The 13,231-nt window shown below is 67.8% G+C and carries 16 protein-coding genes; 9 read left to right on the forward strand and 7 right to left on the reverse strand.

Annotation, left to right across the window (positions count from 1 at the left end; all coding sequences use genetic code 11):
* Window positions 1–52 precede the first annotated feature (52 nt).
* Window positions 53–877: a hypothetical protein gene (locus AC1RR5_RS00790; RefSeq protein WP_492919200.1), complete on the forward strand. Its 825-nt coding sequence runs from the start codon at window positions 53–55 to the stop codon at window positions 875–877.
* Window positions 878–944: 67 nt separating this feature from the next.
* Window positions 945–1,373 carry a CBS domain-containing protein gene (locus tag AC1RR5_RS00795; protein WP_492919201.1) on the forward strand — a complete coding sequence of 143 codons (429 nt, stop codon included), beginning with the start codon at window positions 945–947 and terminating at the stop codon, window positions 1,371–1,373.
* 75 nt (window positions 1,374–1,448) lie between these two features.
* Here AC1RR5_RS00795 and mdh read toward each other — a convergent pair whose 3' ends face one another.
* Complete coding sequence (gene mdh / locus AC1RR5_RS00800; protein WP_492816287.1) at window positions 1,449–2,411, reverse strand: malate dehydrogenase; 963 nt, start codon at window positions 2,409–2,411, stop codon at window positions 1,449–1,451.
* Between the two features lie 135 nt (window positions 2,412–2,546).
* Here mdh and AC1RR5_RS00805 point away from each other — a divergent pair, with 135 nt between their 5' ends.
* A complete protein-coding gene (locus AC1RR5_RS00805; protein WP_492919202.1) occupies window positions 2,547–3,593 on the forward strand; it encodes a MaoC family dehydratase in 1,047 nt (348 codons plus the stop codon).
* A complete protein-coding gene (locus AC1RR5_RS00810; RefSeq protein ID WP_492919203.1) occupies window positions 3,586–4,011 on the forward strand; it encodes an HIT domain-containing protein in 426 nt (141 codons plus the stop codon). The genes AC1RR5_RS00805 and AC1RR5_RS00810 overlap by 8 nt, the downstream gene beginning before the upstream one ends.
* Here AC1RR5_RS00810 and AC1RR5_RS00815 read toward each other — a convergent pair.
* Both AC1RR5_RS00815 and AC1RR5_RS00820 read right to left on the reverse strand, forming a co-directional pair.
* On the reverse strand, window positions 4,008–4,979 hold the full coding sequence (locus AC1RR5_RS00815) for a hypothetical protein (RefSeq protein ID WP_492919204.1): 972 nt from the start codon (window positions 4,977–4,979) through the stop codon (window positions 4,008–4,010). The genes AC1RR5_RS00810 and AC1RR5_RS00815 overlap by 4 nt on opposite strands.
* 20 nt (window positions 4,980–4,999) lie before the next feature.
* Window positions 5,000–5,884 carry an HpcH/HpaI aldolase/citrate lyase family protein gene (locus AC1RR5_RS00820; RefSeq protein ID WP_492919205.1) on the reverse strand — a complete coding sequence of 295 codons (885 nt, stop codon included), beginning with the start codon at window positions 5,882–5,884 and terminating at the stop codon, window positions 5,000–5,002.
* 107 nt (window positions 5,885–5,991) lie between these two features.
* Between AC1RR5_RS00820 and AC1RR5_RS00825 the strand changes: the two genes are divergently transcribed.
* Together AC1RR5_RS00825 and AC1RR5_RS00830 are read left to right on the forward strand one after the other, a co-directional pair.
* Window positions 5,992–6,372 (forward strand): DUF2237 family protein, encoded by a 381-nt coding sequence (locus tag AC1RR5_RS00825; protein ID WP_492919206.1) that lies wholly within the window; start codon window positions 5,992–5,994, stop codon window positions 6,370–6,372.
* A 755-nt stretch (window positions 6,373–7,127) separates the two neighbouring features.
* Entirely contained in the window at window positions 7,128–7,559 is a 432-nt protein-coding gene (locus tag AC1RR5_RS00830) for a hypothetical protein (RefSeq protein ID WP_492919207.1), read from the forward strand.
* Between the two features lie 4 nt (window positions 7,560–7,563).
* Here the strand turns inward: AC1RR5_RS00830 and thpR are convergent, their stop codons facing one another.
* Window positions 7,564–8,103 (reverse strand): RNA 2',3'-cyclic phosphodiesterase, encoded by a 540-nt coding sequence (gene thpR / locus AC1RR5_RS00835; RefSeq protein ID WP_492919208.1) that lies wholly within the window; start codon window positions 8,101–8,103, stop codon window positions 7,564–7,566.
* A gap of 110 nt (window positions 8,104–8,213) precedes the next feature.
* Between thpR and AC1RR5_RS00840 the strand changes: the two genes are divergently transcribed.
* Window positions 8,214–9,014 (forward strand): TonB family protein, encoded by an 801-nt coding sequence (locus AC1RR5_RS00840; RefSeq protein WP_492919209.1) that lies wholly within the window; start codon window positions 8,214–8,216, stop codon window positions 9,012–9,014.
* Window positions 9,015–9,023: 9 nt separating this feature from the next.
* Here the strand turns inward: AC1RR5_RS00840 and AC1RR5_RS00845 are convergent, their stop codons facing one another.
* On the reverse strand, window positions 9,024–10,076 hold the full coding sequence (locus AC1RR5_RS00845) for an aldo/keto reductase (protein ID WP_492919210.1): 1,053 nt from the start codon (window positions 10,074–10,076) through the stop codon (window positions 9,024–9,026).
* 199 nt (window positions 10,077–10,275) lie between these two features.
* Between AC1RR5_RS00845 and AC1RR5_RS00850 the strand changes: the two genes are divergently transcribed.
* Window positions 10,276–11,028: a Bax inhibitor-1/YccA family protein gene (locus tag AC1RR5_RS00850; RefSeq protein ID WP_492919211.1), complete on the forward strand. Its 753-nt coding sequence runs from the start codon at window positions 10,276–10,278 to the stop codon at window positions 11,026–11,028.
* A 98-nt stretch (window positions 11,029–11,126) separates the two neighbouring features.
* On the forward strand, window positions 11,127–11,459 hold the full coding sequence (locus AC1RR5_RS00855) for a hypothetical protein (protein WP_492919212.1): 333 nt from the start codon (window positions 11,127–11,129) through the stop codon (window positions 11,457–11,459).
* Between the two features lies 1 nt (window position 11,460).
* Here AC1RR5_RS00855 and AC1RR5_RS00860 read toward each other — a convergent pair whose 3' ends face one another.
* Entirely contained in the window at window positions 11,461–11,808 is a 348-nt protein-coding gene (locus AC1RR5_RS00860; RefSeq protein WP_492919213.1) for a DUF2794 domain-containing protein, read from the reverse strand.
* A gap of 550 nt (window positions 11,809–12,358) precedes the next feature.
* Window positions 12,359–13,093, reverse strand: a complete 735-nt coding sequence (locus tag AC1RR5_RS00865) for a DUF1223 domain-containing protein (RefSeq protein ID WP_492919214.1) — start codon at window positions 13,091–13,093, stop codon at window positions 12,359–12,361.
* Window positions 13,094–13,231: the final 138 nt, after the last annotated feature.

The raw sequence follows: 13,231 nt of genomic DNA on the forward strand, positions 1-13,231 counted from the left end.
GCGAGCGCCCATGACGGCTTAGATATCAGCGATATTCCAACAGGAGTTCGCCATGCGCTCGTTTCTCGCGGTCCTCGCTCTCGCGGCCGCCACGCCCGCCCTCGCCTCGACGCCGGAAGCACTGATCCAGGCCTCGGAGAAGGCGCGCTACGCCGCCGATTTCGAGACGGCGACGGCGCCGTTGAAGGCGGCCTTGGCGCAAAAGCCGTCGGACCAGACACGTCTGCTGCTGCTCCTGCAACAGATGCGGGTCCACCAGAGCCAGCGCCTGGTCGGGCGGGTCAGCCTGGACGAAGCCGCCGTCGCCAGCCAAGTCGCGGCGCTGAAGCCCGCCGCCGATGCGAACCTCAAGGCCCTGGCCGGACTGCGGGAGACGACCTCGGCCTATTTCGTCCGTCTGACGACCGGCGACCTCAAGGACTCCAAGACCTTCGTCCCGGCCTTCGCCTCGGCGGCCGAGGGCATCGCCGATCCGTGCGACAAGGCCGACGCCCTGTTCTTCGCCGCCCTGATGCCGCAGGTGGCGGGCGACGCCGCCGCCTCGGCCGCGCCCCTGAAGACGGCCCGCGCGATCGCCGAGGCCGGCCGCTGCGACCTGGAGCTCTCCTATGTCGCCCGCCACGAAGCGGCCGTGGCCGAGGACGCCGGCGACCTGAAGACCGCCCGCGACCTCTACGCCCAGTCCCTGGACCTGCGCCGCAAGGTCGGATTCGAGGTCTTCATGCCGTATTCGATGCTGTCCCTGGCCGACGTCCACGCCCGCCTCGGCGAGAAGGACGCGGCCCGGAAGCTGCGCGAGGAAGCCGTGGCGCTCAGCGACCGGCTGGACCTGCCGAACGCGGCCAAGGCCGCACGGGAGGCGCTGGCCGGCGCCTGAGGCTGGGAACGCCGCAAGCTGCGCGGTGTTCTCTCGTGGTCCCATTTCCTCCCGAAAGGAGAACACCATGAAAGTCAGCGACGCCATGACCAGCCAGGTCTCGGTCGCCCGTCCCACCGACACCATCCGCCAGGTCGCCCAGACCATGGCCAAGGTCGAGAGCGGAGTCGTCCCCGTCGTCGACGACGGTAAGGTGGTGGGCGTGGTCACCGACCGCGACATCGTCCTGCGCGTGGTCGCCGAGGGCCGCAGCTTCGATGCGCCCATCTCGGAAGCCATGTCCGACGGCGAAGTGCTGAGCGTAAAGGAAGACGACGTCCTGGCCGACGCCACGGCCAAGATGGCCAACAACCAGGTCCGCCGCCTGATCGTGCTGAACGACTCTGGCAACCTGACGGGCATCCTGTCCCTGGGCGACGTCGCCAAGGATTATGGCGCCAAGCAGGTCGGCAAGACCCTCGAGGAAATCTCGCAAGAAGGCGAAGCCGCGCACTAAGGGCGTCGCGACCGGACAAGAAAAGGGCGGCCCCGCGAGGAGCCGCCCTTCGTCGTTCTTAGGATCGAAAGTCGCTTAGACCAGCGAGCTGTCGATGGCCTTGCAGGCTTCCATCAGGCCCTGGACCGACGCGACCGAGGCGGCGAACATCGCCTTTTCGGCTTCGTTGGTTTCGAACTCGACGATCTTCTCGGCGCCGCCGGCGCCGATGACGACCGGCACGCCGACATACAGGCCGTCCAGGCCGTATTGGCCGGTCAGGAAGGTGGCGCACGGCAGGACGCGCTTCTTGTCCTTCAGGTACGACGTCGCCATGGCGATCGCCGATTCCGCCGGGGCGTAGAAGGCCGAGCCGGTCTTCAGCAGGGCGACGATCTCGCCACCGCCCTTGCGGGTGCGCTCGACGATGGCGTCCAGCTTCTCTTGCGTCAGCCAGCCTTGCTTGACCAGTTCCGGCAGCGGCAGGCCGCCGACCGTCGAGTGACGGACCATCGGGACCATGTCGTCGCCGTGACCGCCCAGGGTCCAGGCGTGGATGTCTTCGACCGACACGCCGGTGGCTTCGGCCAGGAAGTAGGCGAAGCGGGCCGAGTCGAGGACGCCGGCCATGCCGATGACCTTTTCCTTGGGCAGGCCCGAGAACTGCTGCAGGGCCCAGACCATCGCGTCGAGCGGGTTGGTGATGCAGATGACGAAAGCGTTCGGGGCGTGGGCCTTGATGCCTTCGCCGACAGCCTTCATGACCTTCAGGTTGATGCCCAGCAGGTCGTCGCGGCTCATGCCCGGCTTGCGCGGCACGCCGGCGGTGACGATGCAGACGTCGGCGCCGGCGATGTCGGCGTAGTCATTGGCGCCCTTCAGGGCCACGTCCTTGCCGAACACGGCCGAGGCTTCGGCGATGTCGAGCGCCTTACCCTGCGGGGTGCCTTCGGCGATGTCGAACAGGATCACGTCGCCCAGCTCTTCGCGAGCGGCGATGTGAGCCAGGGTGCCACCGATCATACCGGCGCCGATGAGGGCGATCTTCGCGCGAGCCATGGGGTCTCCATCAAGGCTGTGGACAGTGGAATGTCGCGGCGCGGTCTAGACCTGTCGCGGCTCGGCCTCAAGCCCTCTTTCCCGTTTCGCTGCACTGCGGCAAAGATGGGTGAACAACGATAAGAGGAACCGGAGATGAGCAAGACCGATCCGGGCCATTTCTTCGAGGACTTCAAGCTGGGCCAGCGACTGGTCCACGCCACGCCCCGGACGGTCACGAGCGGCGATGTCGCGCTGTATACGGCGTTGTACGGACCGCGTTTTTCGCTGTTCTCATCCGATGAATTCGCCCGCAGCTGTGGCCTTGGCGCCGCGCCGGTCGATCCGCTGATCGCCTTCCACGTGGTGTTCGGCAAGACCGTGCCGGACATCAGCCTGAACGCCGTCGCCAATCTGGGTTACGCCGAGGGCCGCTTCCTGGCCCCGGTGTTTCCGGGCGACACCCTGAGCGCCGTCTCGGACGTGATCGGGCTGAAGGAGAATTCCAACAAGAAGACCGGCGTCGTCTATGTGCGGACGACGGGCACGAACCAGCGTGGCGAGGCGGTGCTGAGCTATGTGCGCTGGGTGATGGTGCGCAAACGCGATCCCGAAGCCGAGATCGTCGAGCAGGCGGTTCCGACCCTGTCGGCGGCGGTGGCCCCGGCCGATCTCACGGTCCCCGAGGGCCTGGATGTTTCCGCCTATGACTGGGCGCTGGCCGGCGCGCCGCACGCCTTCGAGGATTATGCGGTCGGCGAGAAGATCGACCATGTCGACGGCATGGCGGTGGAAGAGGCCGAGCACCAGATGGCCACGCGGCTGTGGCAGAACACGGCCAAGGTCCATTTCAACCAGTTCGAGCGCGCCAAGGACCCATCCGGCAAGCGGCTGATCTACGGCGGCGTGGTGATCTCGACGGCCAAGGCGCTGTCGTTCAACGGCCTGCAGAACGCCGGCCTGATCCTGGCGATCAATGGCGGACGACACGTGGCGCCGTTCTTCGCCGGCGGCACGGTGTTCGCCTGGAGCGAGGTGCTCGACAAGGCAGACCTGGGACCGGTCGGGGCCCTGCGGCTGCGGCTGGTCGCGACCAAGGATCGGCCCTGCACGGACTTCCCGGACAAGGATGGCGAAGGGGTCTACGATCCGGCCGTCATTCTCGACTTCGACTATTGGGCGGCGGTTCCTAAGCGTGGCTGATTTTGCTCTCGATCCGGCCTTCGTCGCGACGTCGCACAAGGTCGCCGACCTGCCGCTGTGCGAGGTGCGTCTGCAGGACGACAGCCGCTATCCGTGGCTCGTCCTGATCCCGCGCCACGCCGACCTGCGCGAGATCGAGGAGCTCGACACCGCCCATCGGATCCAGCTGATGGAAGAGATCGTCCTGGCCGGGGCCGCGGTCCGCGCGGTCGGCGCGGCGCTGGGTCTCGCCGTCGACAAGCTGAACGTCGGCGCGTTGGGCAATGTCACCGCCCAGCTGCACGTCCACGTCGTCGGGCGGCGCAAGGACGATCCGGCCTGGCCCGGTCCCGTCTGGGGCCACAGTCCAGCCACCGTGTATTCAACTGAGGCCCTGGCCGCGCCGATCGCGGCGGCGCGCAAGGCCTTGAAGGCCTAGCGCCGCTTCTTGCTTGAGCTCTTCTTCGCCGTCGCCTTGCCGCGCTTGGCGGCGGTCGCCTTGGAGGTCTTGCCACCCCTGCCCTTCTTGGCGGCCGAACCCTTGCCGCTCTTCTTGGCCGCCGCCGCGCATTTTGCCTTGGCGGCCTTCAGCGCCTTACCCTTCTTGCCCTTGGTCGAGCAGGCCGGGGCGGCGGGGGTCGGACGGCTGACGGCGGCGCGCTGGGCGACCGGCCAGACATAGGGCCCGCGCCGATCGGTCTCGTAGCCGGGCGGGGCCTGCGGAAGAATGTGTTCGGCTGTCACCGCCACGGTCGCGCCGTTCTCGGCCAGCTCGCCCGCCCAGCGCTCGTAACCGGCCGGCCGCAAGGTCAGGATCGAGGACTGGCCGCCCCTGGGGCTGAAACGGATGAGGATGTCGCCGCCGTCGCGGCGCAGGTCCTCGACCAGGCCCGTCGAGCCGACGCTGCCCGGTCGCCGCATGTCGCGCCACGCGCCTTCCAGCTCGCCATAGCCGCCGGCCTTGTCGACGATCTGCAGAGCATAGATCTGGCCGCCATCGGCGCCGGTGATCCGCCAGCCGCCGTCCAGCGGTCCCTGCAGGCTTTGCGCGGCCGCGACCGAGCCCTGGACCCGCATCTCGTAGACCTGGGCCCGGGTCGGACTGCCGTCTGGCGCGGTCGAGGTTTCCGGCGGCGGGATCGGCAGGATCGTCCCGCGATGCTTGGGCGCGGGCTTGTTGGCCGTCTCGGCCTCCTCCTCGTCGGTGGTCTGGGTGCTCTGCGAGATCAGGTCGGCCAGCGGGTCGATGGCCTGCGGCACCTCGGGACTGGGCTGGGCGGGCGGCGCGGTGCTGACCGGCGCGTCGGTCGCGGGAGCAGAGACCTGCGGAATAGGCGCGGGTGTCGCCGGCAGCTGCGCCAGCGCCGGGCTGGCGACCATGACGACGGAGAGAACGATAGCCCGCATTCTAGACCTTCAACTGCCCCCTAGGCGCCGGCGGACCGGGTCTCGATGGCTTCGGCCACCGCGACCAGGCGCTCGGCCTGCGCCAGATGCAGACGTTCGGCCATCTTGCCGTCCACCCGCAAGGCGCCTTTGCCAGAATTTTCGGGCGCGTTGAAGGCCGCGATCACCGCGCGGCTCCAGGCCAGGTCCTCGGGCGAGGGCGAAAACACCCGGTTGCAGATCTCCAGGTGCTTGGGATGGATCAGGGTCTTGCCGTCGAAACCGAAGTCGACGCCCTGGACGCAGACGGCTTCCAGCGCCGCCAGGTCCTCGATGTCGTTGTGCACCCCGTCCAGGATCGTAAGGCCATGAGCGCGGGCGGCGGCGACCGACAGGGTCAGCAGCGGCAGGAACGGCGCGCGGTCCGGCGTCTGGCGAGCGCGCATCTCCTTGGCGAAATCGTTGACGCCCATGACCCAGGCCGACAGCCGCGTGCCGTGGACCGCGCCGGCAATCTCCCACAGGTGGAAAGCGGCCTTGGCGGTCTCGATCATGGTCCAGAGACGCGTATGCGGCGGGGCGCTGTTCAGATGCTGATCGTACAGGCGCACGTCGTCCGCATCGTCGACCTTGGGGACCAGCACCGCGTCCGGACCGGCCTCGGCAGCGGCCCGCAGATCGTCGGCGCCCCAGGGCGTGTCGATGCCGTTGACCCGGATCACCACCTCGCGCGCGCCGAACCCGCCGGCCTTGACCGCCGCCACGGCCGCTTCCCGGGCTGTCGGCTTCATCTCCGGCGCGACGGCGTCCTCCAGGTCCAGGATGATCACGTCGGCGTCCAGGGTGCGGGCCTTCTCGACCGCCTTGGCGTTGGAGGCCGGCATGTAGAGGGCGCTGCGGCGCGGGCGGATGATCGTGTCGGACATGCGAGAACTCCTTGTCCCCTGGACCCTAGCATCGCTGCGATACGGCAAAAGCCTTCCCAGTACGGGAAGCGGCTTGGCGCCGGACCCTGCGGGCGTAGGATCGCGCCATGAGCACCCGCTACGACAAGAACGCCAAGAACGTCATGGGCGGCGAACTCGCCGCCTGTTCGATGGACCCGGTCACCGGCTTCTACCGAAACGGCTGCTGCGAGACCGGTCCGCACGACCTGGGCCTGCACACCGTCTGCGCGGTGATGACCGACGACTTCCTGGCCTTCTCCAAGGCCCAGGGCAACGATCTGTCGACGCCCCGGCCCGAGCTGGCCTTCCAGGGCCTGAAGGCTGGCGACCGCTGGTGCCTGTGCGCCGGCCGCTGGAAGGAAGCCCTCGACGCTGGCATGGCGCCCCAGGTGGTGCTGGAAGCCACCCACGAGGAGATGCTGGCCATCGTCACCCTGGGGGTGCTGAAGGATCACGCGGTGGCGTAGGGTCGGCGCTGGCCCCTCCGCCGGCTTCGCCGGTCCCCCTCCCCCAAGCGGGGGAGGAGAGTGACTGCCCCGCTTGGGGGCGGACAGACCTGCATAAGCAGGTCAGGTGGGGGCCTGTGCTGAGTCATGCGCTCTCGGCTCCACGCGGCGACCCGCTGAAGGTGTTGGGGAGGCGACGGAGCGGCCGGGCGAACCCGGAGACCGTAAGGTTTGTTGTGTTTCGGCTCGCAGACCGCTCCGCCAGGCTGTTCTTGCCCGTGAGGATGGGAGGCGTGAGCGTCTTTCAGCTCGGGTCCCCACTAGCCCCCGGACGGGCGCGGACCAAGTCGATCGGCTACATCCGTCTCGACCCCGACGATCCACGATAGGCGGCTTGTACGATCACCGCCCTGTCGATCCACTTGCGGCCTTGGTCCCAGAGACTGCCCGTTCGCCAACCGATCCGCCTAAAGAGTACGGATGGAGCGACTTTCGAGCCTCCGGGAACCGCCAGCGGCCCCGCTCAACCTAGCCCCGCCGCCGTTTTGGGCCGGATCCAAACGCCCTCCCCCGCGACGGGGATGGCTATGATTGTGCGGCGGTTTTGAACGCGGATCATTCAGCGGCGCCTAAAATCGACAAGCAGTTGATTTCGTTGCGTTCGATCTCGCGAACGCCGAGGATAGAGGCCTCTCGATGCCCGTCTTCTTGCCGCCACCTCCAAACTGTAAGATAAATCGATAACACCGTTAGGTTGTCGCCACGGAGGTCGAGTGATGAACAAGCGTCTCGTCGTCTTGAGCCTGCTGTTGTCGCTAGCGGCTGGCGCCGCGATCGCCGCCGACGCTCAGCACTTCGCCACGGCCTCGACCCAGAAGGACGCCAAGCGTCTGGCCACCGCCCAGGCGAAGGCCGCGGCCAGGGATCTGGCCCAGTGCTACCACCCCGCGCGTCAGGTCGATGACTGCCAGGCGGTCGATGGTGGTTTCCGCTGTCGGGCCGAGACCTCGGCCCGGTACAGCAGCTGCAAGCGCGCCGGCTGGGTGAACGAGTATACGGCCTCGACCTCGCCGCCCATGACGTATGTCGGCTGGCGCGGCGCCATCGCCAATCCCTGGCCGCTCGACACTTCCTGGGGTCCGGTCGCGCCCCGCGCCTACGGCGAGTACCTGCCGCGCGATGTGACCCCAACGCCCTTCCCGAACTGATCGCCTAGCCGGCCAGCGGATATTCCTGCTCCAGCCGGTAGGCCGAGCCCTCGCTGGTCTGCCAGCTGGAATATAGGCCGAAGCGATCGACGCGGAAGCTGGGCGAGTGCAGCAGGTTGTTGGCCTGGATCCAGGCCCCGACCTCGGGAACGGCGGCGCGCTTCAGATAGGCCAGGGTGACGTGGGGCGTGTAGAGCCGGCTCTCGGGCTTGAGCTCGGCCGCGCGGGCGGCGCTTTCATTGGCCTTCTGCAGACGGCGCAGCGGCGCACTGTCCTCGACCCCAGCCCAGACGGCGTGGATGTCGACGCCCTCGCCGAAATGGCCGACGCGTGCCAGGCTCAGGTCGAAGGCCGGAGCGGTGATCTGGGCTAGCGCCTCGTCCAGGTCGGCCGCCACCGGCTCCTGCACGTCGCCGATGAAGCGCAGGGTGATGTGAAACGCCTCCAGCGGCCGCCATCGGGCGCCCTCGATCCCGTGCTGGCGCGAGAGCAGCCCGTGGCCGATGTCGGGCGGGATGGCGATGGCGGTGAACAGGCGGATCATGGGGCGGATTTAGGCGCGCCACCCCGGCGGGAGCAAGCCGCGTTCGGGCGAACTCAAGGTTGTTCCCGCGCCTTCCGGTTGCTACCGATGGGGCCGGGGGATCTTCAGCCATGCGCCTTGCGGCACGCCATCTCGTCATCCTGGCCATCGCGACGTCCATCGGCGCGCCGGCCCTGGCCGCGCCGAAGCCGCGTGCGGTGATCACCCGGCCCGACTGGCGCCAGAAGCCGACCGGCGACCAGATGTCCGACTTCTATCCCAAGAAGGCGGAGGAAGAGCGCGTTTCCGGAAAGGCCTGGATCACCTGCGGCGTGACCGCCCAGGGCGTGTTGCGCGACTGCGTCGTCGACCTGGAATCGCCCAAGGACTACGGCTTCGGCGACGCAGCCCTGGCCCTGGCGGCCTTCTTCCTGATGAGCCCGAAGACGATCGACGGACAGCCGGTCGAAGGCGGCGAGGTCACCGTGCCGATCAATTTCGAATATCCTGAGGAGCGACTGGGCGATGGCGCCATGGTCATGACCCGGGTCGGCGCCACGGGGTCTCAGAACGCCTCCGGAGAGCTCTATCCCTGCCCCGACGGTTATGGCGAGTGTTACGGCCACACCGTGACGTGGCGGGTCCAGCCGGACGTCAAGCAGACCCGGCGAATGATGTCCAAGGGCGCGCCCAAGACCGGCGCGACCTTCGCGGCCTGCACCACCAGCGTCGACGGCGCGCTGCTGGATTGCATCTTCGCCGGCGACAATTCCGAGGCGGCGATGGCGGTGGTCAAGCCGACCCTGGCCGGCCTGCGCGCGCCCGAGAAGGCCGATGACGGCCTGCCCACCGCGACGACGACGATCGTGATCCCCTTCATCTGGGAATGGATCGACGAAGAGCTCGCGGCCGCCGCCAACAAGCGCCGCTAGGGGGCGCCGTCAGGGGCAGGGATTGGGGTGCTGGGCGTGGATGGCGTTGACCGCCGTCTCCAGGTCGTCGGTCCAGGCCAGGTCGAAGGCGTCGATATTGGTCTTCAGCTGCTCCATCGACGTGGCGCCGATGATCGTGGCGGTCACGAACGGGCGCGTGTCGCAGAACTTCAGCGCCAGCTGGGCCGGGTCCAGGCCGTGGGCCTTGGCCACGTCGACATAGGCGCGGAAGGCTTCCTGCGAGCCGGGGCCCTCATAACGCTGCATGCGGTTGTAGAGCGCCTTGCGCGAGCCGGCCGGTAGCGCGCCGTCCAGGTACTTGCCGGTCAGCTGACCCTGGGCCAGCGGCGAATAGGCCAGCAGGCCCACCTGTTCGCGCATGGCGATCTCGGCCAGGCCGTATTCGTAGGTGCGGTTGGCCAGGTGGTAGGCGTTCTGGATCGAGGCGATGCGGGGCAGGCCCTTGCTCTCGCTTTCGGCCAGGAACTTCATCACGCCCCACGGGAACTCGTTGGAGACGCCGACGTGGCGGATCGAACCCTTCTTCACGTGGGCGTCGAGGGCCTCGAGAATGTCGCCGAACGCCTCGAAGTCCTGGTCGTAATCCTTGAAGGCCTGGCCGCCGAACACCCGCACCTTCCGGTCAGGCCAATGCAGCTGGTAGAGGTCCAGATAGTCGGTCTTCAGCCGGCGCAGCGAGCCCTCGACGGCCTCGTCGATCTGGGCCTTGGTCTGGCGGGTGACCGCGCCGTCCTTGCGCATCCAGGACAGGCCGCCGAAGGCCGCGCCCTGGCCGGCCACCTTGGAGGCCAGCACGATCTCGTGGCGCTTGCCGGTCTTCTCCAGCCACGAGCCGATATAGGCTTCGGTCCGCCCCTGCGTCTCGGCGTTGGGCGGGCTGGCGTACATCTCGGCCGTGTCCCAGAAATTGACCCCGCGCCCCAGCGCGTAGTCCATCTGCTCATGGGCCTCGGCCTCGGTATTCTGCGAGCCCCAGGTCATGGTGCCCAGGCAGCAGCGCGAGACGGACACGTCCGTGCGACCAAGCTTTGCGTAGTCCATCGGCGGCGGCCTCTCTTTTGCCTTGTCTGACAAGCTTTCTAAGGGCGTCTGCCGTTGTCCCGCAAGGCGCGGCCGCCGATCAACCGCTTCGCGAACGCATACCATGAACGCATCGCGGAGAGGGATTGCGCGACGGGCCAGGACACCCGATATTCAAGGGGCGTCCACCGTGGACGCTCTAGCTCAAGGGCTTAATTCGATGAACGACTTCAACCGCGACTACGCGCGCTCGATCCCGGCGGATCGCGCCGACATGTCGGTTGACGCCGGCCTGCGTAGTTTCATGCTCGGCGTCTACAACAAGGTGGCGCTGGGTCTCCTGCTGTCGGCGGGCCTGGCCTTCCTGACCAGCGCCTATCAGCCGGTCGCCAGCCAACTTTACCTGCTGACCCCGGACGGCCGCCTGGCCGGCTTCACCATGCTGGGCACCATCGTTCGCTTCGCGCCGCTGGCCATGCTGCTGGTGTCGATGTTCGCCATGCGTAACCCGACGGCGCGTTCGTCGGGCATCCTGTACTGGGCGCTGGTCGCTTCGATCGGCGCGGGCGCGGGCGTGTGGCTGCTGGCCTATACCGGCGCCTCGGTGGCCTCGACCTTCCTGATCACCGCCATCGCCTTCGGCGGTCTGAGCCTGTTCGGCTACACGACCAAGAAGGACCTGTCGGGCTTCGGCAGCTTCCTGATCATGGGCCTGATCGGCCTGGTGCTGGCTTCGCTGGTGCAGATGTTCCTGAACCTGCCGGGTCTCAGCTTCATCATCAGCATCCTGGGCGTTTTCATCTTCGCGGGCCTGATCGCCTACGACACCCAGAACCTGAAGACCCAGTACTACCAGATGGGCGGCGACCGTCAGTCGATGGCCGTGGCCACCAACTATGGCGCGCTGAACCTGTATCTGAACTTCTACAACCTGTTCAGCTTCCTGCTCAGCCTCCTGGGCGCCCGTCGCTAAGACCAAGCCCAGGGTCGAAAGACCGAGCCCCGGCGGTTTCCCGCCGGGGCTTTTTCTTTGGCCGGTTCGCCCCCACATTGACGGAGATGGAGACGACGATGATCCGAGCCTTCGCCCTGACTGCCGCCCTGTTGCTGGCCACTGGCGCCCAGGCCGAGACGGTCCTGCCGGCCGCCAAGCCGCTGGCCCTCTCCACGCCCCTGAACCTGAAGCCGGTCGGTCCGGTGGAATTGCGCTACGCCCAGGCCCCGGCCCCGCTGCCGCGGGGCGTCGCCCGGACGGCGATCGAACGTCGCGAAGGCGCGGTCTCGGGCGGCGTGGGCGTGCTGTGCGGCATCCAGCCCAGCGCCGACACCAGCGGCGTCGGCACGGCGCGCGGCTACGACAATGACGGCCGCTTCGTCGGCGCCAAGCTGGGCTTTTCGTTCTAGGTCAGTCGACGACCGAGAACTTGCCCTTCTCGAACACCTTCAGCACCTGCCCCAGCTCGTGGCCGCGCTTGAGGATCTGGCCGCCTTGGCCGAACACCGCCCAGGCGCCCTGCTTGCGGGCCAGGGCCGGATGCTTCTCCACACGATAGAGCGGCGCTTCGGCGGCGTGGCGGAAGATCGAGAACACCGCCCGATCCGAAAGCCCCGCGATCCCGTAGTCGCGCCATTCGCCCGCCGCGACCATCCGGCCATACAGGCGCATCAGCTGGTCCAGCTCGCGTCGCTCGAAGAAGACGATGCTGCCATTGGTGCCGCCGACCGGCGCGGTGGGATGGGAATCCAGGGCCATCCCGTGAATCTAAGCCCAAATCAGAAGATTGGAACAGCCAGCCGGCTCGGAAACGATCCGTGTCGCGACGGTCACGCCGGGAAAAAATGACACAGCATGGTCACGGTGCGCCGCGATATGACCTTATTTCGGTCCATCGCCCGCCTGTTTGCGGGGCGATAACAACATCGTCGGCTGATCGGACATCCCACGGTCTCGGATCCTGAACAGCCCCCCCAGCCCCCCAGATCGCGGGCCGGTCAGCCGACAAACTCTATATCCCCTCCCCCAATGAGCCCGCGCGGATCCCCCTACCGCGCGGGCTTTTTGCTGTCTGTCGTTTCAGGGCAGCCCGCCGCATACCGGCCACGCTCCGCCCAGAAACGACCTTGGTTTGGTCGATCCGTCGCCCGATGCGGCCGCGATAAGGGATGTGTCGACGAAGAGCGGACCGGGTTCCTGTCCAGCCCCCCAGCCCGCCCGGTCACGAGACGCTTCTCGTCGGCATGCAAAAGGAACCCGCGTGGCCCGTCCCCTCCGGCCACGCGGGTTTTTCTTTGCCTGAAAGGCGCTAGCGCTCGGTCTTGGTGGTTTCCAGCACGCCCAGGATGCGGCCGCCCTTGGCGCCCTGCACCAGGATCACCGTCTCCAGGTCTGGGTCGGCGCCGATGGCGGTCGGCAGGCGGTAGAGCTTGGGCTTGCCGGCCCAAGGGCCCAGCTTGACCAGGTCGCGCACCACGTTGCGGTGGACCAGGGTCTGGCCCTTGTTGTCGCCGCGCTTGACGGCGATGTCCTGCTCGCGCGGATCGTAGCGGACCAGCCAGACCTCGCCGCCGCCGCGCGGTGCGGGGCCCGAGCCGACGGCCACGCGGGTCTTGCCGATGAACTGCATGTCCGGCGCGTTGACCGGCGTGCGCTTGGCGGTCTTGACCAAGTCGTGCACGGCCTCGGCCTTGGCGCCCGAGGCCTGGACGCGGCCGCTGACCACCACCTGGGGCGTGGGCACGTCGCGCAGGGCGAACTTCTTGGCGTAGGCCCGCTGGCGGTCGGCGAAGACCGGCTTGGCGAAGGTGTCCTTCCAGCCAAGATAGTCCCAGTAGTCGACCGAATAGGTTAGGGTCAGGACGCCGTCGTCCTTGGCCAGGTCGGCGGCGACCTGGTTGGCCTTGCCACAGGACGAGCAGCCCTGGGCCGTGAATAGCTCGACCACCACCGGCGGCTTGCCCCCGGCTGGCAGGGCCCACGCGGCGGGAACAAGAACGCCGGACAGGGCCAGGGCGAGCAGAGGGAGGACGGCCTTACGCATTGCGGGTCACTTAAGCCAAGAACGTCCCGGATAGCCGTTCACGAGGCCGTGAATAGCGTCGGTCCATGGGGAGAAAACGTTGTCAGGGCCTTCCCCAACGAAAAACGGCCGGCCCCCGAGGGAGCCGGCCGCCTTTTT

Source organism: Caulobacter sp. GW821-FHT11E11 (genome assembly GCF_058808315.1).